Below are 25822 nucleotides of genomic sequence, written 5' to 3' on the forward strand. Positions count from 1 at the left end.
GACCGCCGAGGAGCGCGCCATGTGACGAGCCATCGAACGTCCGCGTCGAAGTGCATACATGCCCTCCAGCTCAGGCTGAAAGGACCAACAAGACGCGCGCGCAATCTCGCTCTCGAAATCGGTACGATCCATGAAGGCGGCAAACTCATTGAAAAGTCACACGATAGTGGTCCGGGAGAGGTTAAGAATGGGTGCCGGCCACGCGGCCATGTGGACCACCAGACATCATCCGCAAATTTACGGAGCGACCGAAAGCTGAAAACCGGCGACCGCTCGGCTTCAGCTATGTGCGCATCGACCAGTCCATCAGCTGCCCCAACCGCGCCGGGCCGATTCCGGGGAACTCGACAATGAAATCCCAGCCCATCACATCGACTGTGCTCTTGTTGCAGATCGAACCGGTCTGCGCGCAAAGGAGCTGGAGCTGGCTTACCGCCGATAAGACCGCCACGTTCCGACTCGACGGGATGGAAGTTTGGCCCAATTCACAGACCCGGATTGTTCGTCGTTTCTCCATGACCGCCTGAGTTGGCGATCAGGAACATGACCCCTCCCCCCTCTATCATGTCCGGATCGCAAACGCAGATTTGAATGTGAGTTTTCTGGAAGAACCCCGAGGTCGGATAGATGCGCTCACCCCCGATGAACATGCCTCGCACTGTGTCAACGGGAGCTTCAGATCGATCCAACCGTACGTCGTGAACTCGCGCGAAGGCGTTGGTACTCGGCGAAGTCGAAAGTCGCGATCTGGATCGGCGTGAGCTTCTCGACCCAGAACGAATTCTTCCCTTGGCAACACCGACTGTCTGCGAGCTTGCCGTGGCACTTCAGGATGCGTCGCGCTGCTCACGGGCATAAGCGTTGAGGCGGGTGAGTTCCTCGACGTATACGCGGTGCAACCTGCGAGGCGCGACGAGTCCCTCGACGAAGCCGGCGATGCCCGTCTCGCCATCAAACCTGGAGGTGATGTTCACCAACGCCTGCTCGCCGTGGGGAGTCACAGTAAATGTCCTGACGAGGCCGGAGCTTCCGGTGTCAGCCTGGACCAAGATTCGGCCGCGCTCCGGCTCAGTGATCTCCATCCGGAGATTCCGGACGCCGCCAGCAGATTTTATTTTGAAGCTGACGACGCTGCCTGCTCCTACGCCGCCTTCTTCGACTTGGAAGTCGTAGAAGGGGGGCGGCAGGAACCGAGCGTGAAGGTGCATGTCTGCGAGGTATCGGTAGACATCGTGCGCGGGCGCGTCGATGGTGCGCTCGGCGGACGCGACGACGTATTTTGCCATGAGTCTGATCTCCTTGTTTGTGTTGACCGTGGATCCGAGCGTGCTTTCCTATGAAGACTGGTCGCTGCGGGAGGCCATCGACGTGAGATGCACTACGGTGACCGACGATTTTGATTTCGAGCGTTCTCAGAAATTCTCGCGCGAAACGGCCCTGAAAAACGTCATGCAGCTAGTAGCTAAGGTCAAAGACGAGGCGCCAAAGGCGCTCAATGGCCCTTGCCATCCAGCCACCCGCGACCGAGCCGTTCACAAAATCGACGGCTCCGGAGTTCATCGTCTTCGGTGTCATCCCGCCTAATTCATTTTGACTAACTACGGAATCATTGACGATGAACAAGACTCCGTCGCCTGCCTGCTGGTCGAGCATTACCGTCGCCTCCTACTGCCTGAGCACCCAGCCCCAGACTGATGAACGATGACGACTTTGCCCTGGACAGACAGAATAGCAATCGCCTAACTTCCTATGTCTCCATACATAACTGGATGGCCCACCATACGAGCCGGAGGAGCGAACGTGGACTTACAATGGGACGACCTCCGCATTTTTCTCGCCGTTTGCGATGCTGGGAGCATGAGTGGCGCCGCGCGGCACTTGAAGGTGAGCCAACCCACTTTGAGCCGGAGGATTGCGGAGATGGAGTACGGGCTCGGCGAGCCGCTTTTCGTCCGCAAAAACCAGGGCATCACCCTAACGAAAACTGGAATAAGGCTAATGCCCGCAGCCCAAGGCATGGCGCAATGGGCGACGGAAGCCAATCGCTCACTCGATGCGAAGAACTCTCCTGTCAGTGGCCGCGTGCGCGTTACGGCCGCACCGACGTTCGCCTTAGATCTCCTGGCGCCGTTCGCGGAAACCCTCAAGAGAAAGCACCCACAGATCGCTCTCGAGGTGTTGGCCAGCACGGAACGCTTGAATCTCTCGCGTGGCGAGGCGGACATCGCGCTCAGGAGATATCCCTCCGATGATCCCGATCTGATCACAGTCGGCGAAACTGTGATTCCGATCGGCGCGTACGTCAGCAAGGACTACGCACGGAGACTGCCCGCGAAATATGGCTTTCGCGACCTCGACTGGATCGCATGGGCGGGGCAGCTCGAGATGGTCAGCCCGAATCCGGAGCTCGCGGCCAAGATCCCAGACTTTCGTCCCACTTTCGCATCTGACGACTACAGCGTACAGGTCGCGGCCTGCCAGGCTGGCGTTGGCGCGATGATCCTTCTGAAGACGCCCCATCGGCTCAAGCGGCCGGGAGACCTCGTGGAGCTCAAGCTCGAGCTTCCAGCCTCACTCCGCGCAGAACTCGCGATCATCTGCCACAAGCGCATGGCGGATCTCCCCAAGGTCAGAACTGTTCTGGACCTGCTCAAGCAAGAGTTTTCTGACCTGAGGAAGAGTCAAGGCGCGAAGAAACCCTGAATGGTGCCGCCAACGATCCCAAGGTCATGGCTTTGATCTTAGGTGTAGACCTTATTGGTTCTCGGATATCGTGTAGCCATCGCGGGTCTGCGGCAGCTTCCAGCCCAGAACCTTGCTTGCGACGAGCGTGCGCAGCACCTGGGCTGTGCCCCCGCCTATCGTGAACATGCGTACATCACGCGCCATGCGTTCAAGCGGGAAGTCGCGCGAATAGCCGCGGGCCCCGAACATTTGCAGCGCGTCGTTGACGATCTTGATCGCGGCCTCCGACGCGAAGATTTTTGCTTGGGCTGCGAGCATCGGGTCGGGAAACGCGCTGCCATCCGGACCGCGCGATGCTGCCGCGGCATGCAGCATCAACCGGGACGCCGTGAGCTGCGTCTGCATGTCGGCAAGCATCCATTGCAAACCCTGGAATTCGCCGATCGGCCTCCCGAACTGCTCGCGCGTTTTCGCCCATTGGACGGCGTGCTCCAGGGCGCCGGCGGCGATCCCCATGGCGACGGTGCCCGCGCCAACGCGCTGGCTGTTATAGGCGTTGATGAGATCGGCAAAACCGCGTTTGAAGCCCGACGGGGGCAGCAGCACCATATCTGGCGTGATCTCCAGATCTTCGAACACCAGCTCGCCCTCGGGCATGCCGCAGAGTCCCATCGTCGTTTCGCGCCTGCTCATGCGCAGACCGCCGGCGTCCCCGCGCACAGCTAGGAAGCCGCCGACGCCCAGCTCCTCGCCGCCCTCATCGAAAACCCGCGCGAAGATCAGGTGCAGGCGCGATACGCCGGCGCCCGTGATCCAGTGCTTCTTGCCGTTGATCACGTAACGGTTGCCGCGCTTGTCGGCCCGGGTCTTCATTCCGCTGGCGTCGCTGCCCGCGTCGGGCTCGGTAATGCAGATCGCCGGCTTGTCGCCGGCCAAGACGAGATCGGCAGCCCGCTTGCGCTGGGCGTCAGTGCCATACGCCATGACAGTCGAGATTGCACCCATGTTGGCTTCAACGACGATGCGCGCCGAGACGGTACACGCGCGCGCCATCTCCTCGATGACCAGAACTGTGTCGAGGAAGCTGCGGCCCCCTCCGCCATACTCCTTCGGAATGGTCATTCCCATGAAGCGCTCGGTCTTCAGCGCTTCGACGACGTCCCAGGGATATTCACGCGATTGATCGACCTCGGCGCCGCGCTTGCGCAGCAGCCCGTTCGAGAACGCCGCGGCTCTTTCCTTCAGCGCCAGTTGCTCCGATGAAAGCTCCATGGCGTACCTCCTCTCAGCCGCGGCCCATGGCGTAGAACTCTGCGTTCGGACGCATGCTCGTCACGTTGGCAAGCCGGTTCGACAGGCCGAAGAAGGCCGAGATCGCAGCGATGTCCCAGATGTCCTCCTCGGTGAAGCCGTGCGACTTCAGCGTGGCGAAGTCGCTCTCGGAGACCTTTTGAGCCTCGGTGGAGACCCGGACGGCGAAATCCAGCATCGCTTTCTGGCGATCAGCGATGTCCGCCTTGCGGTAGTTGACGGCGACCTGGTCGGCAATCAGGGGATCCTTGGCACGGATCCGCAGAATTGCCCCATGCGCCACCACGCAATACTGGCACTGGTTGAGGTTGCTGGTTGCGACCACGATCATCTCGCGCTCGGCTTTCGTGAGATTCCCGGGTTTGTCCATCAGCGCGTCGTGATAGGCGAAAAACGCGCGGAACTCGTCCGGTCGGTGCGCGAGCACGAGGAAGACGTTCGGAATGAAGCCCGACTTCTCCTGAACGGCCAGGATGCGGCTGCGGATGTCGTCGGGCATGTCGGCGAGATCGGGAACGGGAAAGCGACTGACTGCAAGGGCTTGGGTCATGACTTTGGATCCCTAGGTTATTGCTCGTTGGAAATTGGCACGATTACGCGGCCGCGCACCGTGCCCGAAATTAGACGATCTGCAACGCTGATGCAGGCTCCGAGCGGCACGCGCTCGGTCATCGCATCAAGGAGAGAAGGATCGAGGTCGCGGGCAAGTCGCCGCCACGCCTCGCGGCGTTCCTCGCGAGGACACATGACGCTGTCGATGCCAGCGAGTGTGACGCCTCGCAGGATGAAGGGGGCCACGGTCGCCGGCAAGCCCATGCCTGCGGCGAGACCGCAGGCCGCGACCACACCACGATACTTCATCGATGCGCAGACGTTGGCGAGCACCTGTCCGCCGGCCACATCGACCGCGCCGGCCCACTCTTCCTTCGCGAGCGGCTTCCCCGGTTCGCTGAACCGCGATCGCGGCAAGATACGCTTGGCACCAAGCTTCGTGAGATAGTCCGATTCTTCAGGACGCCCTGTAACTGCGGCCACCTCATAACCGAGATTGGCGAGTAGCGCCGTTGCGACACTGCCCACGCCGCCTGCCGCGCCGGTCACGAGCACCTCGCCACTTCCCGGCGTAACGCCGTGGCGCTCAAGCGCAATCACACAGAGCGCGGCAGTGTAACCGGCCGTCCCAATGCTCATCGCTTGAGCCAAGGAAAAGGCCGGCTCCAAAGGGATCAGCCAATCGCTCTTCACCCGGGCGACTTCGGCCAACCCGCCCCAGTGCCGCTCGCCCACGCCCCATCCGTTCAGCACGACCCGGTCGCCTGGCTTGAAATTCGCGTTTGAAGATTCTTCGATGGTCCCCGCGAAATCGATGCCAGGGATCATGGGAAAGTTACGAACAACCGGATTCTTTCCCGTGATGGCCAACGCATCCTTATAATTCAACGTCGAGCAGGCAACGCGTACCGTCACATCTCCCTCGGGCAACTGGTCGCGAGCAAGCTCAGCCAGTCTTACCGACTGCCGGTTGCCATCATGCTCGATCAGCACGGCTTTGAAATTCGACCCCACTGTCAACTCTCCTTACACGTTGCCCGGATAATCGAAAAAAAGCCTTCGGCGAATAAGTCGAGCGCGTCGGGGCGCCGTTCGAGCTTGGCGCGCAGGACCGCGCCCTCCCAGCCTGTCCAAAAAAACTGCGCTAGGCCTTCGCAATCGATGCCACTGGGTATCTCGCCCGCCTCTTGCGCCGAGCGCAGACAACGGGACGTCCGCGCTTCCCAGTCCCGGAAGACGGCGGCCAGGCGCTTTCGAAACGGCTCCGGCAGGACACCCATCTCTTGTCCGAGATTACCGATGAGACAGCCACGCCGGTAACCGTACCGCGCCATCCCCGACCCTGCGTCCGCAATGAAATCACGGAGACGGTCGAGGGGAGCACGCTCCATGTTGTCGAACCATCGATCCAGCTTGCGCGCGAAAAAGTCAGCATAGGCGTCGATCAGCTCGAGACCGAAGGCGTCCTTGCTGTCAAAGTAGTGGTAAAATGACCCTTTTGGCACATCGGCAGCTTCCAGGATCTCCTCAACTCCAACGGCGCTGAAGCCCTTCTCGGTCAGGATCGCGACGCCCGTGCGTAGTAGCCGTGCGCGCGGCGCGTCCGGCCGTGACTGGTCCTTGGGCGGGCGACCACGACGACGGGGCCCTGTTGATGGCAAAATCACTTTCACAGCGATTTATTAGACCGAATGTCTTGTAAAATCAACAGCCGTGGCCACCGCCGAGCCTGGACATCGAGGGAGCTGCTAGCGCCGTTCCTTTCCGCTGATTGCCGATCGCGTATCGATTTATGAGCAGTTCAAAGTCGCCTCAGCCAGCATTCCCGATGCAGCGCATGGAATTCCGATGTCCGTCGCAATGATGACGGTGCCTGGCATTCCCGGGTTTCAGCACAGAGTCTTCCGACATACGATCACACGCCGATTCTAATGAGCGATGGTCAAATCCATTCCACAAGGCCATCCGCCTCGAATAGAGCGGATGACCTTGTCATGCTTGGTCGCAGGAACCATCAGACTTGGTTCCAGCCGCCGTCGACACAGAGTTCGCTGCCTGTCAGATAGGATGAGTCATCGGAAGCTAGGAATAGGACGGCTTTTGCGATCTCATCGGCGGTGCCGCTGCGGTGCATCGGAATTTGGGCATGCACTTGGGTCTTGGTCTGCTGGATCATCTCCTCACTCACACCCGATTTGCGCGCTTGGTCAGTGTCGATGTAGCCGGGCGCCATGGCGTTCACTCGTATGCCCTTACCGATGAGTTCCGCCGTGAGCGAGCGTGCAAGCGAGCGAACGGCAGCTTTGCCCGCCGAATAGACGCTGACATAGGGCATGCCCTTCGTGGTCAGGGTCGTGGTGTTGAGAACGATCGAGCCGCCGGACGTCATGAGCGGCAGGAGCTTCTGCACCGTGAAGTAGGTTCCCTTGAAGGTACAGGCGATCGTGAAATCGAATTCTTCCTCCGACATATATTCAAACATGTTCGGTCGCGCCGCACCGGCGTTCGCGAAGATGATGTCGACACGGCCGTGCTTCCTCTCGACAAACGCACGCAGCGCTTCGATGTCCGCCATCTTCGAAATATCGCAGCCGATCGCGTCGGCGCCATTTCCGATGCCCTGCGCCGCGGCATCGAGCCTTGCCTGATCGCGCCCGGTGATGATGACCTTCGCGCCCTCGCGTGCGAACAGCTTGGCTGTCGCCAAGCCCATTCCATCGCTGCCGCCGGTGATAACAGCAACCTTGCCACCTAGTTTACCCATATTTCGTCTCCTATTTCGTCCTTTGGCGCGCCCGATGTGAACCGCGCGTTTTATGGAGCTTGATTTGTTTTCCTCATTTCTGGCGCTCCTTTCGCCTTGGACGGACAGAATAGCAATTACCCAATTTCCTATGCCGGCATACATAAGTGGATGGCGTGGACCGAGGAGTGAACGCGGAGCTACGCGGTTGCCTGTGAGGTGCCCTTCAGGAAAGTAATCAGAAACGAACGTGGGTGAATTGGGTAGGAAGATCGCTGTCATCCCGACGCTCACAACCGTCGCTTACGGATCTGAAAACTCGGCCTGTCGTCGGATGTGACAATTCTGGCACGACACCCAGGAGATGCCCATTGCGGAGCGGTGTTGGGTTTGAACAAGCTCCACGAAGGCTCTGCATACGGGCTTCATACGCCTCTTGGCGAGCTATCTCGTGATACTAGGGGACGGCAGGCACCTTGCAGATCTTGCACCAAAAATCGCTGCCCCGTTTATCCGTACGGATTTCGAACTCCTCCGTGACCCAATCAATCCGGTTTCGCAAAGGTTCGATTTCGGAAAGCTGCGCGCGACCGGTCCGTCCACAGCTCGGGCACCGCAGGTGTTCGGTCCAACTAGATTTCGTCACTCGTGCACCTCGCGGGCGCCAATCACGCCATTCCCAAGCTGAGTGCAATTTTAGGTCGGCGCCGAAATCGCACAGCTAGGCTGCATTGCTGAGACCAAACTCGGGCGCTGCCTCTCTTTCGGTGCAGAGACGTCAACCTCTCAACTCAAACATTGCGCGACGGTTGCCGTATCTCCGCACTCGACCACCAATGGAAAGAGAATTTTCGACGTCTGATCTCAGTAACCAAGGGCGATGCCATCTCGGCGGGAATCAGCCCCGCCTCTGAGAAGTCCACGTTTACGGTCGATCCAAATCGCCTGGGCTGTTCCGAGCGGACTCTGAGTTCGCGTAGGAAGGTGTCCCAACGCACGAAGCCCCTCGACGATCTTAGCCGGAACGGTCGCTTCGACGTCCAGCACGTCGCCGCGCGCGAAGATACGCGGTTGGTCGATCGCTTGCTGCACCGACATTTTGTGATCGAGTAGGTTCGACAGAACCTGGATCTGTCCGATGGGCTGGAAATGCCCTCCTGTCACGCCGAACGACAAGACGCACTCGCCGCCTCGCGTCAGCATCGCAGGCAGGATGGTGTGCATTGGTCGCTTGCCCCCCGCGAGCACGTTGGGATGGCCGGGTTCGAGCACAAAGCCAAAGCCGCGGTTGTGCAGCAGGACCCCGCATTCGGGGGCCACGATGCCGCTGCCGAAATCGTCGAAGACGGAGTTGATAAATGAAACTGCGGTGCGATCCTTGTCCACGACGGACAGGAACACCGTATCTTTGTGTTCCGGCATTGTGATCGGCGCGACGTCGCTCAGCCGCCCGCTAAATGATATCCGGCGAGAGAGGATGTCGGCACGGGCAGACGAGGTCATGCGCTCGACCGGCACATGCCCGGTGTCGGGATCGCCGACGAAGGAGTCGCGCTCTGCATAGCCAATGCGCGCGATCTCGGCCAAGAGATGGTAGCGCTCCACCGATACGGGAGCGAAGTCCGCGACGCTATAACGGTCGAGCAAACTTGCCATGGCGAGAACGGCAACGCCTGTGCCATTTGGCGGACATTCCCACAGTTCAAAACCACGGTAGGACGCGGATATTGGCTTCTCGTAGCGCGGCTGGAAGGCAGCAAAATCCTCGACGGTATGAAAACCACCGAGCGAGCGTAGAGCCTTTACGATGCTCTCCGCAATCCATCCCTCGTAAAACACGTCGGCCCCCTTTGCGGCGATATCCCGAAGGGTGCGGGCCAGCATAGGCTGCGTGTGCAAATCGCCGGGGGCCGGCGTTTCGCCGCGAGGCAGAAAGACCGAAGTCGTAGCAGCCAGACGAGAGAGCTTCGGCACATGCCTCCCCCAGTCCCTCGCCAGCCGCTCAGCGACAGGATAGCCATTTTCCGCAGCGGCGATGGCAGGTGAAAGGAGACGCGCGAGCTCAAGCGTCCCGTGATCCTCGGCCAGCCGGACCCACGTTCGTACGGCACCTGGAACCGTAACCGCGTGCGCACTCTCGGGGTCGAGCGTCGTTACGCCGGCTTCTGCGAGCCGTTCGACACTCGCGGCCGACGGCGCTGCTCCAGATCCGTTGAGCGCGATGATCGGTTGCCCTTCCCGCTTCAGTAGAACGAAACAGTCTCCACCCACACCGGTCTGGGTTGGCTCAACGACAGCAAGCACAGCTCCAGCCGCCACCGCCGCATCAATGGCGTTGCCGCCTTCGCGGAGCACGTCGATTGCCGCCAGCGTGGCCAGCGGGTGCGGGGTCGCGGCCATTCCATTGACGCCGAATGCTTCGGAACGTCCTGGGAATTCGAAATCTCTCATGTTCGCCAGACTTTCAAAGTGTGTCGGGACACCGGTTGGCTCCCAACCAGTCACGTCCAAAAAAGACCGGAGCACGAGCCCCGGTAAGTTTGGGAGGTAAGGAGTCGAACGCAGTGTCTCAGGAAGCTGAGCTTGGTCTCAATTCAACGCCTAAGACCGCGCTCGCCGAACGTCGGATAGCTACAGCTTCGCCACGAGAGTATTTCCTACACGTAGTGCGTTTGACGGTCAGAAACGCGTCTAAATGCGCCCGCATTCTGCATGAATGTTGCAGAATAGGGTCGCAATTCGCAAAGCCGCCACCTTGTGAGATGCCGTTCGATCATGGAGATGAGTGCAGGAACTTCGACGTGAGCGAGCGTGCGTCTTCCGCACGAAGGCATGCTCGGCCCCTTTCGATCGCATCTTCCGAAGCTCTATCTTATCGCTAAAGAATATCTACGCGTAGCGATCGTGACCTAAGTGTCCGACCGAAAAATAAGTTGAGTGATATCAGCGAGTTCTGATTCCATTGGTGTTGCGAAGCATCAAAGGGATCGAGAATGTGGACTGATATCACTCGGGCACAGTTTGCCCGAGAGGAGCTGCGTTTGCCAAGCGACTTGACGGATGCGGAATGGGTCGTGCTGGAGAGGTTGCTTCCTGTGCGGGCCAAGCGCGGGCGGCGCCCGAAATGGAGCTATCGGGACATCGTCGAGGCAGTGCTCTATCTGCTGCGCGGCGGGTTGCCGTGGCGCATGCTGCCGCCCACTCTGTTTCCACCAATGACCACGGTGCAGTACTATTTCTACCAATGGCGGGACAGCGGATTGTGGCAATCGATCAACCACGCACTCCTGATGCTGGCGCGCGAGGCGATCGGCCGGGAGGCCTCGCCGACGGCTGGTGTGATCGACAGCCAATCGGTCAAGACCACCGAAGGTGGCGGCCCTCGCGGCTACGACGCGGGGAAGAAGATCAAGGGTCGAAAGCGCCACATCGTCACCGACACCCAAGGGCTCCTGGTCGGCGCGATCGTTCACGCTGCCGACGTCCAGGATCGCGATGGCGCGCCAGATGTCCTGTGCAGCATTCGCTACCGCTTCCCCTGGCTGCGCCATATCTTCGCCGATGGCGGCTATGCCGGCGGAAAGCTCAAGGCGGTGCTGGGAAAGATCGGCCGGTGGACTGTCGAGATCATCAAGCGCTCCGATGCCGCACAGGGCTTCGAGGTGCTTCCGCGCCGCTGGGTGGTCGAACGAACCTTCGCCTGGCTCGGCCGCAACCGCAGATTGGCCAAGGACTTCGAGCGAACCATCGAAAGCGCAACTGCCTGGCTCTTCCTCGCCTCCGTCCAACTCATGACAAGGCGCATCGCAGCCATAAAAACAGCAATGCAATTTTGAGTCAGACTCTAAGGCGCGATGGGATTGGGGTGAATCATCATCGCGCTTCAGCTCTGTGCTTGAGCACCTCTCCGACCAGGCGGATCGCGGATTTCATATCAGCGATCTCTCAAACCAGGAACTGCCTTGCCGACGGCTAGCGCTCAGTTCGATTGATCCGCTGCTTGTCCTCGAAAACGGCCATGGCAGCATCGACACCTCCGCCGCGGTGGGGCACGCCGGCAGCCACCAGGCCCATCTCCACTCCGGACAACGCCCCGAGCAGGCTGAGCTCGTTGCATTCGCCGAGATGACCGATGCGGAAGACCTTGCCTGCGACCTTGCCCAGTCCGGAGCCGAGCGAAACGTTGTACTTCTCGAGCGTGATCTTGCGGAAGCGATCGGCGTCATGGCCCGGTGGCATCAAAACCCCGGTCAGAACAGGCGACTGCTCGGCCGGATTTTGACAGAGCACTTCAAGGCCCCACGCTTCGACCGCGGCGCGACACGCCGTCGCGAGACGCTTGTGTCGGGCGAAGACGTTGTCGAACCCCTCCTCTTTCAGCATCTCGAGCGCTTCTTTCAGCCCGAAAAGCAAGTTGGTGGCAGGAGTGTACGGAAAGAACCCTGCATTGTTGTGCTTCAGCATCTCCTGCCAGTCCCAAAAGGACCGGGGCATCTTGTTGTCCTTCGACGCAGTCAACGCCTTTTCAGAAATCGCGTTGAAGCCCAATCCAGGAGGAAGCATCAATCCCTTCTGAGATCCGGAGACCGTCACGTCAACCTTCCATTCATCGTGGCGGTAGTCGACTGAGGCGAGCGAGGAGATGGTGTCGACCATGAACAATGCCGGATGCTTCGCTGCATCGATAGACTGTCGGATCTCGGCGATCCGGCTGGTCGCTCCCGTGGAGGTCTCGTTATGGACAACCATCACCGCTTTGATGCTGTGGGATTTGTCCTCCAGCAATTTTGCCTCGATTGCTGCTGGATCGGCGCCATGGCGCCAGTCGCCGGGGACGAAGTCGACCTCAAGACCGAAACGCGTAGCGATCTGTTTCCAAAGCGTTGCGAAATGCCCCGTCTCGACCATGAGAACCTTGTCGCGCGGCGACAAGGTATTGACGATGGCAGCTTCCCAGGCACCGGTGCCGGACGAGGGGAAAATAATGACGGGCTGCTTCGTCTTGAACACGTCCTTGCAGCCATCGAGCACGCAATTCCCCAACTCGGCGAATTCGGCACTCCGATGATCGATAATGGGCATCGCGATCGCGCGCAGGATGCGGTCGGGTATCGGGCTAGGTCCGGGAATCTGCAAAAAGTGGCGACCTTGCATGATGACTTCCTCCAAATGGGCTAAGCGCTGACCAGCGGTGCGCCCCGCTCTCTTTTGCATTCATTTTTTTGGAAGTCAATCCAATTTTGGAATTCAAAATATGACTATGGAGCCTCGACAACTTCTCCCGGCGGGCTTACCGATAAGAGATGACCGACACAGCGCTTGAACCATCCGAAGATCAGACAACCCCAGCAGCTCACGGGGACGACAAAGGCCCCGCCTCGTTGCACGACGAACTGCTTGGCAAGCTTCGGGATTTCATCGTCGAAGGCAATCTCGCCGACGGAGCACGCGTTCCCGAACGAACCCTATGCGAGCAGTTCAACATTTCGCGGACTCCCCTCCGCGAAGCCCTGAAGGTGCTGGCCGCCGAAGGGCTGATCGAACTGCTCCCCAATCGCGGCGCGCGCATCCGCGCCTTGAGCTCCGACGACATCCGGGACCTCTTCGACCTCATGGGAGGTCTCGAGGCGCTGGCAGGTCGACTGGCCTGCGAGCGCATAACGGACGAGGAAATCGCCGAAATTGAGCAGATTCACCACGATATGTACCGAGATTATCTTCGGCGGGACATGCACGAATACTTCCAGAGCAATCAGGCCATCCACCAAAAGATCCTGGCGGCCGCTCGAAATCCCAGCCTAACGGCGACTTACGCCAACCTGTCTGGCCGGATCCGCCGGGTTCGCTATACGGCCAATCTGGCCAGAGATCGCGATCGCTGGGGGGAGGCCATGCGCGAACACGAGGCCATCCTGGACGCGCTCCGCCGCCGATCCGGAGGCGAATTGGCCAACATTCTGTTCGCTCACCTCAGAAACAAGCGAAAGGCCGCGCAGGGACAGACTTAAGGCGCCCTCCTGTCGAGCACTTGGCCCACATCCGGCATTGTGTCGGCATATTCTGCGATATCCAATTCAATATTGCATGCAAAATTGTTTCGTTCTAGTGTCCTGCCGACGCGCCAACTGATCGTAAGCCGGCGCGGTACCGAACCCAACAGGGACGGACACGGGCAGTGCGGATGGGGGACCGAGGCCAGACAGGGCCCATTCCCGTCGGTGATTCACCCATTCCTTCGTCTCTGGGCTTCATGATGAAGGCGCGACATGAACCAGACCGCATATGCAGGCCCCTACCGGCACGATGTCGCCTTCGAGAGACAGCTCTCTCGCGCATTGGAGGGTGAGGTCCGCTTCGATGCATTCACCCGCGGACGGTATGCGACGGACGCCTCGATCTATCAGATCATGCCCCAAGGCGTCGCCTTCCCAAAAACCGAGGCAGACATCGCGGCGGCACTGACAATTGCAGCCGAACACGGAATCCCCGTGATCGCGCGTGGCGGCGGCACTTCTCAGAATGGCCAACCGATCGGCAATGGCCTCGTGCTCGACCTGAGCCGCTACTTCAACGCGATCCGCGAGTACGATCCCACGGCCCGTTCGATCTCAGTCGCCCCCGGGATCGTTCTCGAGGCACTCAACACATTCGTCAAGAAAGACGGCCTGTTCTTCCCCGTCGAGCCGTCGACGGCGAGCCGCTGCACGATCGGCGGGATGACGGGCAACAATTCTTCCGGAGCGCGCTCGCTCAGATATGGCAAGACCGTCGACAATGTCATCGCACTCAAGGCCATGTTCAATGACGGCGAATCCTTCACGCTAAGTGATCGACCGATCGGCGATAACTCATCTTCGCGCACCCGCGATTTGATGAACAGGATGCTCGCGCTGGCCGAGCGCCATCGATCCGAGATCGAGACCATCTTTCCGAAGGTCCAGCGTCGCGTCGGCGGCTATAACCTCGATGAATTGCTGGCGGTCCGGCCCAACCTCTCCCACCTGCTGGTCGGCTCGGAAGGCACTCTTGCAATCACGACGGAAGCGACACTGCTCCTCTCGCCGCTGCCCCGGCATCGCGTCATGGGCGTCTGCCACTTCCCGAGCTTTCGGGCTGCCATGGAGACGACCCAGCATCTCGTCGCACTAAATCCCGTGGCGGTCGAGCTCGTCGACAACAACGTTCTGGTTCTCGGCGCCGACATCCCGCTGTTCATCCGCACTCTCAACGATATCACGAGAGGAAAACCGAACTGCCTCCTCCTGGTCGAGTTCGCTGGAGATAATCTCTCGGAACTGAAAAAAGATCTGAAACGACTGGATCAATGCATGGCCGACCACGGCTTTGCGGATGCGGTGGTCGAGGTCATCGAACCAGAGCGACAGAAGCGGGTTTGGGAAGTTCGAGAAGCCTGTCTGAACATCATGATGTCGATGAAAGGGGATGGGAAACCCGTCTCGTTCATCGAAGATTGTGCCGTTCCTCTGGAGCACCTGGCCGATTACACGGATGCGGTGACGGCCCTATTCGAGAAGCACGGCACGCGCGGAACCTGGTATGCCCACGCGTCCGTCGGCTGCCTCCATGTTCGTCCCATCCTGAACATGAAGACCGAAGAGGGCGTCAAGGCGATGCGAGCCATCGCCGAAGAAGCTTGCGACCTTGTGAGACGATTCAAAGGGTCGTTCTCAGGCGAACACGGAGATGGCATCTCCCGCTCAGATTTCATCGAGCCGATGTTTGGCGGATCGCTCACACGCGCCTTCGAGGAGGTCAAGGACGCGTTCGACCCCGGGAACCGGTTCAATCCAGGCAAGATCGTCCGGCCTTATCACATGGACGATCGCAGCTTGATGCGCTTTCCGCCGGAATACCGCGCCTCTGCTCCCGCGAAGACAGCTCTCGACTGGTCAGAATGGGGCGGCTTCGGCGGCGCCGTCGAGATGTGCAACAACAACGGTACATGCCGGAAGATGGCGGGAGGCACGATGTGTCCGTCCTGGCGCGTCACGCGGCAAGAGCAACACCTCACCCGAGGCCGGGCAAATACGTTGCGGCTCGCGATCTCCGGACAACTTGGCCCGGAAGCCCTAACCTCTCCAGAGATGAAGGAAACACTGGACCTTTGCGTCTCCTGCAAGGGTTGCAAGCGTGACTGCCCCACGGGCGTCGACATGGCGCGGATGAAAATCGAATTTCTGCACCACTACCATGGTCGGCATGGTCTGCCGCTCAAGGAGTGGCTGATCGCATATTTGCCGCGCTATGCACCACTTGCTGCAAAGCTCGCCCCTTTCATGAATTTGCGCGACCGCATACCTGGCTTGGCGTGGCTAACCGAACGCTGGCTGGGGTTTTCGGCGCGACGTACATTGCCTGTGTGGCGCGCCCCCTGGCACGACAAGCGTCATCGAGCTTCGCCATCGGACGTCGTGGGAGACGGGCGCGATGTGGTACTCTTCGGCGACACCTTCAACCGGTATTTCGAACGCGAAAACTTGGAAGCGGCTGAAAGAGTGCTACAGGCCGGCGGATACCGGATGCATCGTGTCACAGCAAAGGACGGCGGCCGGCCATTGTGCTGCGGACGAACCTTCCTTTCGGCAGGCCTTGTCGAGGAGGCCCGCCTGGAAGCGAGGCGGACTGCGGAAGCCCTGACGCCATTCGTTTCGAAAGGGGCACGGATCGTCGGGCTCGAGCCCTCCTGTCTCATGACGTTCCGCGACGAGTTCGCCGCCCTTCTGCCGAAGGAAGACGTTGCACCATTGGCCAAGGCGGCAAGGCTGATCGAGGAAGTGCTGGCCGACGACCTGGCGACAGGTGCTACCACCTTGTCCTTCCGGGACCAGCAGAGGCGGACCGTGCATTTGCACGGTCATTGTCATCAAAAGGCGTTCGACGCGATGGGCGCGGTGGAAAAAACCTTGCGGGCTGTCCCGGGACTCGACGTCAAGCCGATCGAGTCCAGTTGTTGCGGCATGTCCGGAGCATTCGGTTACGCAGCGGCCACGATCGACATCTCGATGGCGATGGGCGAGTTGTCTCTTTTCCCCGCCGTCCGCCAGGCAGCCCCTGAAGATCTCGTCGTCGCGGACGGCACAAGTTGTCGCCATCAGATCTGGGACGGAGCCGCCCGCGAAGCCGTTCACGTCGCGCGCGTCCTCGCGATGGCGCTAGACGATTGATCAGCAGGCCCCTACTTGGTCGTCTTCTCGGTGGGTAACTTTAGGCCCATCGACGCTTTCACGCGATCCATGACCACCATCGTCCTGAAATGCTTGACGTTGTGATTCTCGAAAAACAACCGCTTAGTAAGCTCTTCGTAGTCTCTCATCGAAGCAATGGTGATCACCAACAAGAAGTCGTTGTCGCCAGTAATGTAGTAGCACTGCTGGACTTCGGGAGTTGCTTTGAATGCCTTCTTGGCAGCCTCGAGCAGATCAAGACGCTCGTTTTCTATGTGGACTTCCACGAGAAGCGTGATCGGTAGTCCCACAGTCTCTGGATCAAGGATGGCGACGTTGCTTTGGATGACGCCGCCCTTCTGAAGCCTGCTGATCCGGCGTTGAACAGCCGCAGCGGAGAGATTGACCATGTCTCCAATAGTGCGTTGCGGAGTTGTGTTGTCGCGCTGAAGAATTTCGAGGATTGCTAGATCATGTTGATCGAGGTCCTGCACCCCGAGCCTCTCCGGCATTAACCCCTCCATCGGCAAGTAAGCCTCTCAAGCTAAAAGCCTTTTTGAGTTCGCGCGCAATATCTTTTCGACGAGAATCCCCTGCGTCTCGGGCTCCCCTCGCCCCTCCTCCTTTCGTCGACAACCCCGACCCGAGCTTTCGGCGCTCCCCCCGAAATATCGCTCCGAGCGATTTCGAGTGAACCACCACAATTCGTTCGGCCAATGCCGAGAAAACGAGGGAAGATTGCATTCGGAAGCTTGAATCCGAGCGCACAACTCGGCCACGCCGCAATACTGATCATATCCGAATACGCACATTCTTAAAGCATAAGAACCGCGGCACAGGGAGCGGCAGCGTGGGAGTTCTGATGTCTAGCGTTGCCCACCCGACCATGAGGGAAGATGCGATCGCCGCCGCGCGAAGCTACGTCGTTGACGGCGGCTTCACGGCCGAGATGGCCCCTCGCATTGCAATCCGCAGCGAAAGCCCGCGCCAGGATAGCCGCGACGACAACCTTCACTACTTGAACAAGGAAATGCGTCCGCTCCTGGAGCGGATGGGTTTTTCATGCCAGGTCATCGAGAACCCTGTCGAGCGGCGTCTACCGGCTATGTATGCCGAGCGAATCGAGGATCCGGGTCGTCCTACCATTCTGATCTACGGGCACGGCGACGTCCTGTGGGGCATGGCTGGCGATTGGAAAGACGGTCGCGACCCCTGGATACTGGATGAAGCCGAAGGTCGCATCTATGGCCGGGGCACTGCGGACAACAAGGGGCAGCACTCAATCAACCTAGCTGCCTTGCGCATCGTCTTGGAAAAACGCGGCCATCTGGGATTCAACACCAAGGTGCTCATCGAGATGGGCGAGGAGACCGGCTCGCTCGGGCTAGCCGAACTCGCAAAAGAGCATCGCGATCTGCTTAGGTCGGACTGTCTCATCGCTTCCGATGGCCCCCGTTTGGCAGCAGGTGCTCCAACTTTGTTTCTCGGCGGTCGCGGCAGCGTCGGCTTCCGTCTCACCTGCAAGATCCGCGAAGGAGCATACCACTCCGGGAACTGGGGTGGCCTGCTCGTCAATCCCGGCATCAGGCTTGCCCATGCGATTGCCACTATTACCGATCCAACCGGCCGCATCGCGATTCCGGAATGGACTCCGGATCGCATGCCGCCCGAGGTCCGCGCAGCCCTGAAAAAGATTGCCCTCGAAACAGGCCCCGAGGACCCGGAGATCGACGACAACTGGGGTGAGCCGGGATTGGCGGGCGCGGAACAGGTCTACGGCTGGTGCAATTTCGAGGTCCTGGCCTTCATTTGTGGCCGGCCTGACGCGCCGGTCAATGCCGTGCCGGGTACCGCTAACGCGATCTGCCAGCTGCGCTATGTCGTTGGCGTCGATCCGGCGAAAGTTCTTCCCGCCCTGCGCGCCCATTTGGACGCGCGAGGTTTCTCCGACGTGACGATCGAGGAAATCAAGGAAGACTTTTACCTTGCGACCCGGACCAACCTCGACAACGGTTGGGTTCAGTTCGCTCTCTCGTCGATGGAGACGACGCTCGGTCGCGAAGCATCTTTGTTGCCAAACTTTGGCGGGTCGCTGCCGAACGAAGTCTTTGCCGAGATCATCGGCATGGCGACCCTCTGGATTCCGCACTCCTATCCGTCCTGCTCCCAGCATGCACCGAACGAGCACATGCTCGTCTCCGTGGTGGAAGAAGGAATGCAGATCATGACGGGCTTGTTCTGGGATCTCGGAGAGGTAGCGATCCGGGATAGGCAACCAGTCGCATCGACGACTGCCTGACTCCGACCACTCCTCGCTCGACGAACGGTGATGCCGTAAGGCACGCCCAAGAAAAACAAACACATCGCATTTAACAGGGAAGGAACGACTATGGTGACTTTAGGATCCGCTCGCACGCGCGCAGGTAGGCCGCATTCAACACTGGCGATCGCGTTTGGTGCTGCGGCGCTGGTAGCGGCGATGACCATCGTCCCGCGAAGCGCCCAAGCCCAGACCGGTCAGAGTGCTCCTCCTTCAGACAAGGTCGACACGCTCGGAGCCATCAAGGCACGGGGGTACTTCATCTGCGGAGTGGCAGGCGATCGGCCGGGATTCAGCTTCCCGGACAGCAAAGGCGTGATGCAAGGCCTGGATGCGGACATATGCCGCTCGGTCGCAGCCGCGATCTTCGGCGACCCGGAGAAGATTCGCTTCACCTCCCTCACCAGCTTGACGCGCTTCCCTGCACTCCAATCCGGCGAAGTCGACATGCTGGCCCGCTTCACCACGTGGACTCTCACTCGCGAAGCCAGCCTCGGTCTAGACGTCGCCTCGGTCTATTTCTATGACGGCCAGGGGTTCATGGTGAAGAAAAGCCTGGGCGTAAAGAGCGCGCTGGAGCTCGATGGCGCCACCGTCTGCGTGACGCAGGGCTCGACAAGCGAGGCCAACATGGTCGACTTCTTCCGCGCCCACAATCTCTCACTGAAGCCAATCGTCATCGAAAAGATCGAACAGGTCCGCGATGCGTTGGCAAACAACCGATGTGACGCCTATACGAACGATTCCACGCTCCTCGGCTCCCTGAAATTTGCGATGGGTCCAGCCGGCGACGAATACATTCTTCTTCCCGACATCATATCAAAGGAACCGCTCGGAACCTTCGTCCGCAAGGGCGACCAACGGTTCTTTGACATCGTTCGCTGGACTTACATTGCCATGCTGACCGCCGAGGAAAGCGGCATCACCAAAACCAATATCGACACCTTCCGGAAGACACGAGACCCACAGAATCAGCGTTTCGTGGGCGAGACCGGCGATCTAGGTGCCGCTCTTGGGCTGGATGCGCAATGGGCCGTCAATGTGGTCAAGGCCGTCGGCAATACCGCTGAGCTCTGGGACCGCACCATCGCAAGCCTGGGCATTCAGCGCGGCGTAAACCGCCTCGCGAAGGATGGTGGCCTTCAATACGCTCCCCCGATGCGGTGATACCGCTCGCGAGCGGCGGCGTGAGGAAGGCCTTCCGGCAATCCTCTCGTCTTCTCCTAGGGAGACGTACTCTCAATTTGACTCACTTCTTGCAGTTCGTAGCAGAGCGACATGACGGCACTCAACAACGACATACAAGCGCACAATCGTCGGGCAATAATGCTGGGCTCGTTTGTTTCAAACGTCGCCGTGCGTAGAATCGTTTGGCAAGCGCTCGCAGCGGTTGCCCTGTTTGGAAGCGTCTTCTGGCTCGCCGGCAATCTCCACCACAATCTTGCAGCGCGCAACATCGCATCGGGTTTCGGCTTCCTTACTCGCGAAGCGGGTTTGCCTATTGCCGAACACTTGATCGCTTACACGCCGGCAGACAGCTATTTCCGCGCGCTTCTCGTAGGGACTCTGAATACGCTATCGGTTGCGTTCTGGAGCATCATTCTTGCGACCATTCTCGGCACCGCAATCGGCGTCGCGCGCACTTCGAAGAACTGGCTGCTCGCCAAGCTTTCTTCCATTTACGTCGATCTGTTCCGGGACGTCCCGCTCCTGCTCCAGCTCTTTCTTTGGTACACCATCCTTCAGAAACTTCCGCCCGTGCGGCAAGCTCTAAATCCCGTCGCCGGCGTTTTTCTATCGAATCGTGGATTGAGCTTCCCCGTTCTCGATTGGCAAACCGCGCATGGTTGGACGCTGCTCGCCTTTGTGCTCGGCCTACTGGCGACGACGCTGTACGCGAAGCGAGCGTCGCGCAAGCAACTGGAGGAAGGACGCGCAAAATCGTTCTGGCCGGTAGCCATCACCCTTTTGGTCATCATCCCGCTCGTCGTCGGGTTCTCGCTCGGCGCATCGACTAACCTTGATATGCCTCAGCCAAAGGGTTTCAACATTCGCGGCGGCGTCACCGTTTCTCCGGAATTCTTCGCGCTTCTCGTAGGTCTAGTCATCTACAATGCTGCGTTCATCGCCGAAATCGTCCGATCGGGGCTCGAATCGGTGGGCCGAGGGCAGCACGAAGCGGCTCGCGCCCTCGGGCTCCATCCGCAAAACATTCTGACTTGGATCGTATTTCCGCAGGCCCTGCGCGTCATTGTTCCTCCGTTGACGAGCCAGTATCTGAATGTGACCAAAGGCTCCTCGCTCGCCGTCGCGATCGGCTACCAGGACATTGTGTCCGTCGCGACCACCTCGATGAATCAAACGGGTCAGTCCATCGAGCTCGTGGGCGTCATCATGGGCGTCTATTTAACGATCAGTCTTTCTATCAGTCTTCTGATGAACATCTACAACGCCCGCGTGGCGCTGGTGGAGCGCTGACCATGACCGCTTTGGTTGAACACATCGTCAATCCGACACCCGTTGAAGCGCGCGAACGCCCGGAATTGATCGGTGGCGGCTTCTTCGCTTGGGCGCGGGAGAAACTCTTCTACTCTTGGCTTTCCTCGCTCACGACATTGGTCTTGCTGGCGGTCATAACGAAGGCCGGAATCTCGCTGTTTCATTGGGCTTTTTTGGACGCCGTGTGGAGTGTTCCAGCCGGCCCACAGGGCCCCATAACCGATAGCTGTAGAGCGATAGGAAGGGGAGCTTGCTGGGCAGTCATCAGGGAGAAGTACCGCTTCATCCTGTTCGGCATATATCCCTTCGAGCAGCAATGGCGACCGGCGATCGTCATCGCCCTTTTCGTCGGATTGTTCGTCGTGTCTGCGATGAAGCGGTTCTGGCGCATCGAATTGGCAGCACTGTGGGTGCTTACGCTCCTCCTGATCGGACTGCTCATGTGGGGCGGCGTATTCGGACTCACATTCGTTTCCCAGGCAAGCTGGGGCGGCCTGCCACTTACGCTTATCATTGCGACTATCGGGGTCGCGCTCGCGTTTCCGTTGTCAGTCTTCGTAGCCCTTGGCCGACGCTCGGACCTTCCATTCATCAAATGGCTCTGCGTGGCCTATGTCGAAGTTATTCGCGGCGTCCCTCTGATCACCCTCCTTTTCATGGCGAGTGTCATGTTTCCGCTGCTGATGCCCGAAGGTGTCAATCTTGACAAACTTCTTCGGGCACAGATCGCTATTATCCTGTTCTTCGCTGCGTATCTCGCGGAGGTCGTGCGTGGCGGCCTGCAAGCGCTTCCAAAGGGGCAGTATGAGGCCGCCTACGTCTTGGGGCTTTCCTATTGGCAGACTTCGAGACGGATTGTACTTCCTCAGGCCCTGCGAACGGTCATTCCACCGCTTGTCAACAACTTCATCGGCTTCCTCAAGGACACCTCTCTGGTCCTGATCATCGGTCTATACGACCTCCTGCATTCGGCACAGGTCGCCGTCGCCGAGCCAGCCTGGCAGGGATTCGGAGTGGAGACCTACATCGTCGCCGGCCTGATCTACTTCGTCTTCTGCTTCGCGATGTCGAGATACAGCCAATGGCTGGAATTCGGCCTCAACATGCATAGACACCGTTAACCATTGACCACTCGGGCGACAACTTGAGCCGCTCCTTCCGCGAGAGACAGCAGATGAATCAAGAGGAACTTAAAGTGGTCGAGCCAGCGATCGCCGAGACTAATTCGCCAACAAAGGCGATCGCGGTTTCGATACAAAAGGTCAACAAATGGTACGGCAACATGCACGTACTTCGCGACGTCGACCTGGACGTTGCAGCCGGCGAACGGGTCGTGGTCTGCGGGCCTTCAGGCTCGGGCAAGTCCACGCTTATTCGCTGCATCAACAATCTTGAGGAACATCAGCAGGGCAAGATCTTTGTGGACGGCATACAGGTCGACCACAACATCGCCCATCTGGATGCCATTCGCCGGGAAGTCGGAATGGTATTCCAAAGTTTCAATTTGTTCCCGCATCTGACGGTGCTCGAAAACTGTACGCTCGCACCAATGCTTGTGCGCGGCGTCGCTCGCGCAGACGCCGAAGCTCAGGCGAGAGCCTACCTGGAGCGTGTCCGTATTCCTGATCAAGCCAACAAGTTCCCCGGCCAGCTTTCGGGCGGACAGCAGCAGCGCGTTGCCATCGCCCGCGCCCTATGCATGAAGCCTAAGATCATGCTGTTCGACGAACCAACGTCGGCTCTCGATCCGGAGATGGTCAAAGAGGTGCTCGATACGATGGTTTCGCTCGCGAGGGATGGCATGACGATGATTTGCGTCACCCATGAGATGGGATTTGCCCGCGAAGTAGCCGATCGCGTCGTGTTCATGGACCACGGCCAAATCGTCGAATCCGGAAGTCCGCAGGCGGTGTTTGGCCAACCAAAGACCGATCGGCTCAAGCTATTCTTAGGTCAAGTTCTTAGACAGCACTGATCTTCCGATGTGCCAACTCGGGAAATACCGAGCCGATGGATTGATTGACACAACAGGAGGCCGCGGCTCGCCGAGGCGAGTCCCGGAAGCGGCTCTATGGATGGATGGCAATGTCCCTTGCGATTGACGCGACTCGTCCGAACGAAACACGTCTCGCCGCCTAGCCAGCGCAGATCCCGTCTTGAGACGAAGAGGCCGCGAAAAGATCAACGCGAACAACCACACTGCCTTTGGAGGAGGACTACAACATGAGACATTTGGATTTGCGCTGTTCGACGCCCGCGAAGCGCCATGACGTGTTGCGCCGAGCCTTGCGTACGACGATCTGCGCAGCAGCGTTAGCGATCGCGCCGTTGGTCACTCAAGCTCAGGCACAGAACTCACCCGCAGCAGCCGGTACGGTAGACACGCTCGGTGCCATCAAAGCCCGCGGATATCTGATCTGTGGCATCTCGGGGGACAAACCCGGCTTTAGTTTCCCCGACAGCAAGGGCGTCATGCAGGGGCTCGATGTTGACCTCTGCCGTTCCGTCGCAGCCGCAATCTTCGGCGATCCCGCGAAGGCGCGCCTCACTTCTTTGACTAGTCTTACGCGCTTTCCCGCACTGCAGTCTGGCGAAGTCGACCTCGTTGCGCGATATACGACCTGGACTCTCACCCGTGAGGCCAGTCTTGGTCTGGAGGTCGCTGTAGTTTACTTCTATGATGGCCAAGGTTTTCTCGTAAAGAAAAGCACTGGTGCAAAAAGTGCGCTGGATCTCAACGGCGCATCCGTCTGTGTGGAGCCTGGTTCGACCGGCGAGGTGAATCTCGTCGACTATTTTCGAGCCAATAAGCTTGAACTAAAACCTGTTGTCATTGAGAAGCTAGAACAGATCCGCGACGCGCTGATGAGCGACCGCTGCGACGCCTACACGAATGACAGTGCGCAACTGGGTTCGTTCAAGGCGACGCTGGGTCCCGCAGGCGACAACTATGTCGTGCTACCCGAAATCATATCGAAAGAGCCTCTCGGAATTTTCGTCCGCAAAGGTGACCAACGCTTTTTCGACATCGTCCGCTGGACGCATGTCGCGCTGCTCACCGCCGAGGAGTTCGGGATCACCCAATCAAATATAGAAACGTTCCGTAAGAGCGCTGATCCCCAAATTCAACGTTTCATGGGCGAGACGAACAATCTCGGCGCGGCTTTGGGCCTGGACACCCAGTGGGCTGTGAACGCAGTTAAGGCGGTCGGCAACTTCGCCGAGATCTGGAATCGCAATATTGTACCGCTGGGCATTCCCCGCGGCATCAACCGCCTCGTGAAGGATGGCGGCGCGCACTACGCCCCGCCGATGCGTTGATCGCAGCGAGATACGCACTTTCCAAGGAGACATGCCAATGATCGACTTTGCGACGCTGGACCGTGAGATGACTGAATGGAGACGCGATCTCCATCGGCATCCAGAATTCGGGTTCGAGGAGCGCCGCACTGCAGCCTTCGTGGCAGCAAAGCTCCGCGAATTTGGTTTAGACGACGTTGCCGAGGGGGTTGGCGGTACGGGAGTGGTTGGGACGCTGAGGCGCGGAACAGGCAATCGCTGCATCGCGCTGCGCGCCGACATGGACGCACTACGCATCTCTGAGCAAGGAGAGATTGGCCATCGGTCACTCAATCCCGGTGTTATGCATGCGTGCGGGCACGATGGTCATACCGCGATGCTTCTTGGGGCCGCCAAGCTTCTATCCGAAGAAGGAGGGTTCGATGGCACAGTGCGTTTTGTCTTCCAACCCGCCGAGGAATGGGGCCGAGGGGCACTCGCGATGCTCGACAACGGTTTGATGGAACGGTTTCCGTTTGAGGAAATTTATGGCCTCCATAACATGCCAGGTCTTGCGGTCGGGCACGTGCAAACCCGTGTTGGGCCTATTATGTCGGCAGAGGACAACTTCGAAATTGTGCTGAAGGGCATCGGCGGCCACGCCGCCCGTCCTCATCATGGCAAGGAGACCCTTGTGGCCGCCTGCGCAACCGTCATGAATATTCAGTCGATAGTGTCCCGGCGGTTGAGCCCGACCGATATCGGTGTCGTCTCGGTGACCGAGCTCATTACCGACGGTACCCGGAACGCACTACCAGGACTGGCACGGATCCTGGGCGATGCACGCAGCTTCTGCCCCGAAGTCAGCGCGGAGATCGAGGCCCAGATGCGTGTTATTGCTGAAGGAACCGCCCGCACCTACAATCTTGCCGTCGAGGTTACATATACGCGCGAGTTTGTGCCGCTCCTGAATGACCCTGCCCTCGTCGAGGAGGCGTTTGCGGCCGCACACACCGTCGCTCCGCCGGAGAATGTCGCGACCGCACGTGAACCTATGACTGGATCGGAAGACTTCGCACGGTTTCTGGCGCACGTGCCGGGCTGCTTTCTATTCGTAGGCAATGGTACGAACTCTGCTCCCTTGCACAACCCAAGCTACGACTTCAACGACGAGGGGCTTCTCACCGGCACCAAGCTCCATGTCGCAATCACGCGGCGTCGACTACCGGCGGCATAACGCTGGGCACA

At 59.3% G+C, this 25822-nt stretch carries 22 protein-coding genes; 12 read left to right on the forward strand and 10 right to left on the reverse strand.

Translation table 11 applies throughout. The features are described from left to right. Positions 1-283: 283 nt before the first annotated feature. A complete protein-coding gene (locus NLM33_RS24240; protein WP_254099458.1) occupies positions 284-451 on the reverse strand; it encodes a hypothetical protein in 168 nt (55 codons plus the stop codon). A gap of 376 nt (positions 452-827) precedes the next feature. Next, positions 828-1286, reverse strand: a complete 459-nt coding sequence (locus NLM33_RS24245; RefSeq protein WP_254099460.1) for an SRPBCC family protein — start codon at positions 1284-1286, stop codon at positions 828-830. On the opposite strand from NLM33_RS24245, the gene NLM33_RS24250 reads away from it, so the two are divergent. Together NLM33_RS24250 and NLM33_RS24255 are read left to right on the forward strand one after the other, a co-directional pair. Continuing rightward, positions 1285-1584 (forward strand): hypothetical protein, encoded by a 300-nt coding sequence (locus NLM33_RS24250; protein ID WP_254099462.1) that lies wholly within the window; start codon positions 1285-1287, stop codon positions 1582-1584. The genes NLM33_RS24245 and NLM33_RS24250 overlap by 2 nt on opposite strands. Before the next feature lie 165 nt (positions 1585-1749). Next, a complete protein-coding gene (locus tag NLM33_RS24255) occupies positions 1750-2703 on the forward strand; it encodes a LysR family transcriptional regulator (RefSeq protein ID WP_256570550.1) in 954 nt (317 codons plus the stop codon). A gap of 51 nt (positions 2704-2754) precedes the next feature. On the opposite strand, the gene acdA is transcribed toward NLM33_RS24255, so the two are convergent. The 6 genes from acdA to ggt form a co-directional block, all read right to left on the reverse strand. Further along, positions 2755-3957, reverse strand: a complete 1203-nt coding sequence (acdA, locus tag NLM33_RS24260; RefSeq protein ID WP_254099464.1) for a 3-sulfinopropanoyl-CoA desulfinase — start codon at positions 3955-3957, stop codon at positions 2755-2757. 13 nt (positions 3958-3970) lie between these two features. Further along, the gene (locus NLM33_RS24265; protein ID WP_254099466.1) at positions 3971-4546 is read right to left on the reverse strand and encodes a peroxidase-related enzyme; all 576 of its coding nucleotides are present in this window, start codon (positions 4544-4546) and stop codon (positions 3971-3973) included. A gap of 17 nt (positions 4547-4563) precedes the next feature. Further along, positions 4564-5562, reverse strand: coding sequence for an MDR family oxidoreductase (locus NLM33_RS24270; RefSeq protein ID WP_254099468.1), 999 nt, complete (start codon positions 5560-5562; stop codon positions 4564-4566). A gap of 2 nt (positions 5563-5564) precedes the next feature. Beyond that, entirely contained in the window at positions 5565-6221 is a 657-nt protein-coding gene (locus tag NLM33_RS24275; protein WP_254099470.1) for a TetR/AcrR family transcriptional regulator, read from the reverse strand. Positions 6222-6562: 341 nt separating this feature from the next. Beyond that, positions 6563-7573, reverse strand: a complete 1011-nt coding sequence (locus NLM33_RS24280; RefSeq protein ID WP_371929983.1) for an SDR family oxidoreductase — start codon at positions 7571-7573, stop codon at positions 6563-6565. Positions 7574-8155: 582 nt separating this feature from the next. Next, complete coding sequence (gene ggt, locus NLM33_RS24285) at positions 8156-9742, reverse strand: gamma-glutamyltransferase (RefSeq protein ID WP_254099472.1); 1587 nt, start codon at positions 9740-9742, stop codon at positions 8156-8158. Positions 9743-10284: 542 nt separating this feature from the next. Here ggt and NLM33_RS24290 point away from each other — a divergent pair. Continuing rightward, complete coding sequence (locus NLM33_RS24290; protein ID WP_254099474.1) at positions 10285-11127, forward strand: IS5 family transposase; 843 nt, start codon at positions 10285-10287, stop codon at positions 11125-11127. Positions 11128-11263: 136 nt separating this feature from the next. Here NLM33_RS24290 and NLM33_RS24295 read toward each other — a convergent pair whose 3' ends face one another. Then, complete coding sequence (locus tag NLM33_RS24295) at positions 11264-12445, reverse strand: alanine--glyoxylate aminotransferase family protein (RefSeq protein WP_254099476.1); 1182 nt, start codon at positions 12443-12445, stop codon at positions 11264-11266. A gap of 149 nt (positions 12446-12594) precedes the next feature. On the opposite strand from NLM33_RS24295, the gene NLM33_RS24300 reads away from it, so the two are divergent. Both NLM33_RS24300 and NLM33_RS24305 read left to right on the forward strand, forming a co-directional pair. Next, positions 12595-13299 (forward strand): GntR family transcriptional regulator, encoded by a 705-nt coding sequence (locus tag NLM33_RS24300; RefSeq protein ID WP_254099478.1) that lies wholly within the window; start codon positions 12595-12597, stop codon positions 13297-13299. A 258-nt stretch (positions 13300-13557) separates the two neighbouring features. Beyond that, positions 13558-16476 carry an FAD-binding and (Fe-S)-binding domain-containing protein gene (locus tag NLM33_RS24305; RefSeq protein ID WP_254099482.1) on the forward strand — a complete coding sequence of 973 codons (2919 nt, stop codon included), beginning with the start codon at positions 13558-13560 and terminating at the stop codon, positions 16474-16476. Positions 16477-16487: 11 nt separating this feature from the next. Here NLM33_RS24305 and NLM33_RS24310 read toward each other — a convergent pair whose 3' ends face one another. Next, positions 16488-16988 (reverse strand): Lrp/AsnC family transcriptional regulator, encoded by a 501-nt coding sequence (locus NLM33_RS24310; RefSeq protein WP_254099484.1) that lies wholly within the window; start codon positions 16986-16988, stop codon positions 16488-16490. A gap of 350 nt (positions 16989-17338) precedes the next feature. Between NLM33_RS24310 and NLM33_RS24315 the strand changes: the two genes are divergently transcribed. The 7 genes from NLM33_RS24315 (at position 17339) to NLM33_RS24345 (ending at position 25811) form a co-directional block, all read left to right on the forward strand. Beyond that, entirely contained in the window at positions 17339-18775 is a 1437-nt protein-coding gene (locus NLM33_RS24315; protein ID WP_254099486.1) for a M20 family metallopeptidase, read from the forward strand. A gap of 180 nt (positions 18776-18955) precedes the next feature. Continuing rightward, positions 18956-19963 carry an amino acid ABC transporter substrate-binding protein gene (locus tag NLM33_RS24320; protein WP_254099488.1) on the forward strand — a complete coding sequence of 336 codons (1008 nt, stop codon included), beginning with the start codon at positions 18956-18958 and terminating at the stop codon, positions 19961-19963. 111 nt (positions 19964-20074) lie between these two features. Continuing rightward, positions 20075-21274, forward strand: a complete 1200-nt coding sequence (locus NLM33_RS24325; RefSeq protein ID WP_254099490.1) for an amino acid ABC transporter permease — start codon at positions 20075-20077, stop codon at positions 21272-21274. Between the two features lie 2 nt (positions 21275-21276). Beyond that, positions 21277-22416: an amino acid ABC transporter permease gene (locus tag NLM33_RS24330; protein WP_254099492.1), complete on the forward strand. Its 1140-nt coding sequence runs from the start codon at positions 21277-21279 to the stop codon at positions 22414-22416. A 161-nt stretch (positions 22417-22577) separates the two neighbouring features. Continuing rightward, on the forward strand, positions 22578-23270 hold the full coding sequence (locus NLM33_RS24335) for an amino acid ABC transporter ATP-binding protein (RefSeq protein ID WP_254105872.1): 693 nt from the start codon (positions 22578-22580) through the stop codon (positions 23268-23270). 296 nt (positions 23271-23566) lie between these two features. Next, positions 23567-24616: an amino acid ABC transporter substrate-binding protein gene (locus NLM33_RS24340; RefSeq protein ID WP_371930131.1), complete on the forward strand. Its 1050-nt coding sequence runs from the start codon at positions 23567-23569 to the stop codon at positions 24614-24616. A 37-nt stretch (positions 24617-24653) separates the two neighbouring features. Further along, complete coding sequence (locus NLM33_RS24345; RefSeq protein WP_254099496.1) at positions 24654-25811, forward strand: M20 aminoacylase family protein; 1158 nt, start codon at positions 24654-24656, stop codon at positions 25809-25811. The last annotated feature ends 11 nt before the right edge of the window (positions 25812-25822 follow it).

The organism is Bradyrhizobium sp. CCGUVB1N3, from assembly GCF_024199925.1.
In the GTDB taxonomy this organism is placed as follows: Bacteria; Pseudomonadota; Alphaproteobacteria; order Rhizobiales; family Xanthobacteraceae; genus Bradyrhizobium.

Bases quoted from the DNA above. Each gene is read 5' to 3' on its own strand.
- NLM33_RS24250 (WP_254099462.1), top strand. From the start codon at position 1,285: ATGAGTCTGATCTCCTTGTTTGTGTTGACCGTGGATCCGAGCGTGCTT.
- NLM33_RS24245 (WP_254099460.1), bottom strand. From the start codon at position 1,286: ATGGCAAAATACGTCGTCGCGTCCGCCGAGCGCACCATCGACGCGCCC.
- NLM33_RS24255 (WP_256570550.1), top strand. From the start codon at position 1,750: ATGTCTCCATACATAACTGGATGGCCCACCATACGAGCCGGAGGAGCG.
- acdA (WP_254099464.1), bottom strand. From the start codon at position 3,957: ATGGAGCTTTCATCGGAGCAACTGGCGCTGAAGGAAAGAGCCGCGGCG.
- NLM33_RS24265 (WP_254099466.1), bottom strand. From the start codon at position 4,546: ATGACCCAAGCCCTTGCAGTCAGTCGCTTTCCCGTTCCCGATCTCGCC.
- NLM33_RS24280 (WP_371929983.1), bottom strand. From the start codon at position 7,573: ATGACAGCGATCTTCCTACCCAATTCACCCACGTTCGTTTCTGATTAC.
- ggt (WP_254099472.1), bottom strand. From the start codon at position 9,742: ATGAGAGATTTCGAATTCCCAGGACGTTCCGAAGCATTCGGCGTCAAT.
- NLM33_RS24290 (WP_254099474.1), top strand. From the start codon at position 10,285: ATGTGGACTGATATCACTCGGGCACAGTTTGCCCGAGAGGAGCTGCGT.
- NLM33_RS24295 (WP_254099476.1), bottom strand. From the start codon at position 12,445: ATGCAAGGTCGCCACTTTTTGCAGATTCCCGGACCTAGCCCGATACCC.
- NLM33_RS24300 (WP_254099478.1), top strand. From the start codon at position 12,595: ATGACCGACACAGCGCTTGAACCATCCGAAGATCAGACAACCCCAGCA.
- NLM33_RS24305 (WP_254099482.1), top strand. From the start codon at position 13,558: ATGAACCAGACCGCATATGCAGGCCCCTACCGGCACGATGTCGCCTTC.
- NLM33_RS24310 (WP_254099484.1), bottom strand. From the start codon at position 16,988: ATGCCGGAGAGGCTCGGGGTGCAGGACCTCGATCAACATGATCTAGCA.
- NLM33_RS24315 (WP_254099486.1), top strand. From the start codon at position 17,339: ATGTCTAGCGTTGCCCACCCGACCATGAGGGAAGATGCGATCGCCGCC.
- NLM33_RS24320 (WP_254099488.1), top strand. From the start codon at position 18,956: ATGACCATCGTCCCGCGAAGCGCCCAAGCCCAGACCGGTCAGAGTGCT.
- NLM33_RS24325 (WP_254099490.1), top strand. From the start codon at position 20,075: ATGACGGCACTCAACAACGACATACAAGCGCACAATCGTCGGGCAATA.
- NLM33_RS24330 (WP_254099492.1), top strand. From the start codon at position 21,277: ATGACCGCTTTGGTTGAACACATCGTCAATCCGACACCCGTTGAAGCG.
- NLM33_RS24335 (WP_254105872.1), top strand. From the start codon at position 22,578: ATGCACGTACTTCGCGACGTCGACCTGGACGTTGCAGCCGGCGAACGG.
- NLM33_RS24345 (WP_254099496.1), top strand. From the start codon at position 24,654: ATGATCGACTTTGCGACGCTGGACCGTGAGATGACTGAATGGAGACGC.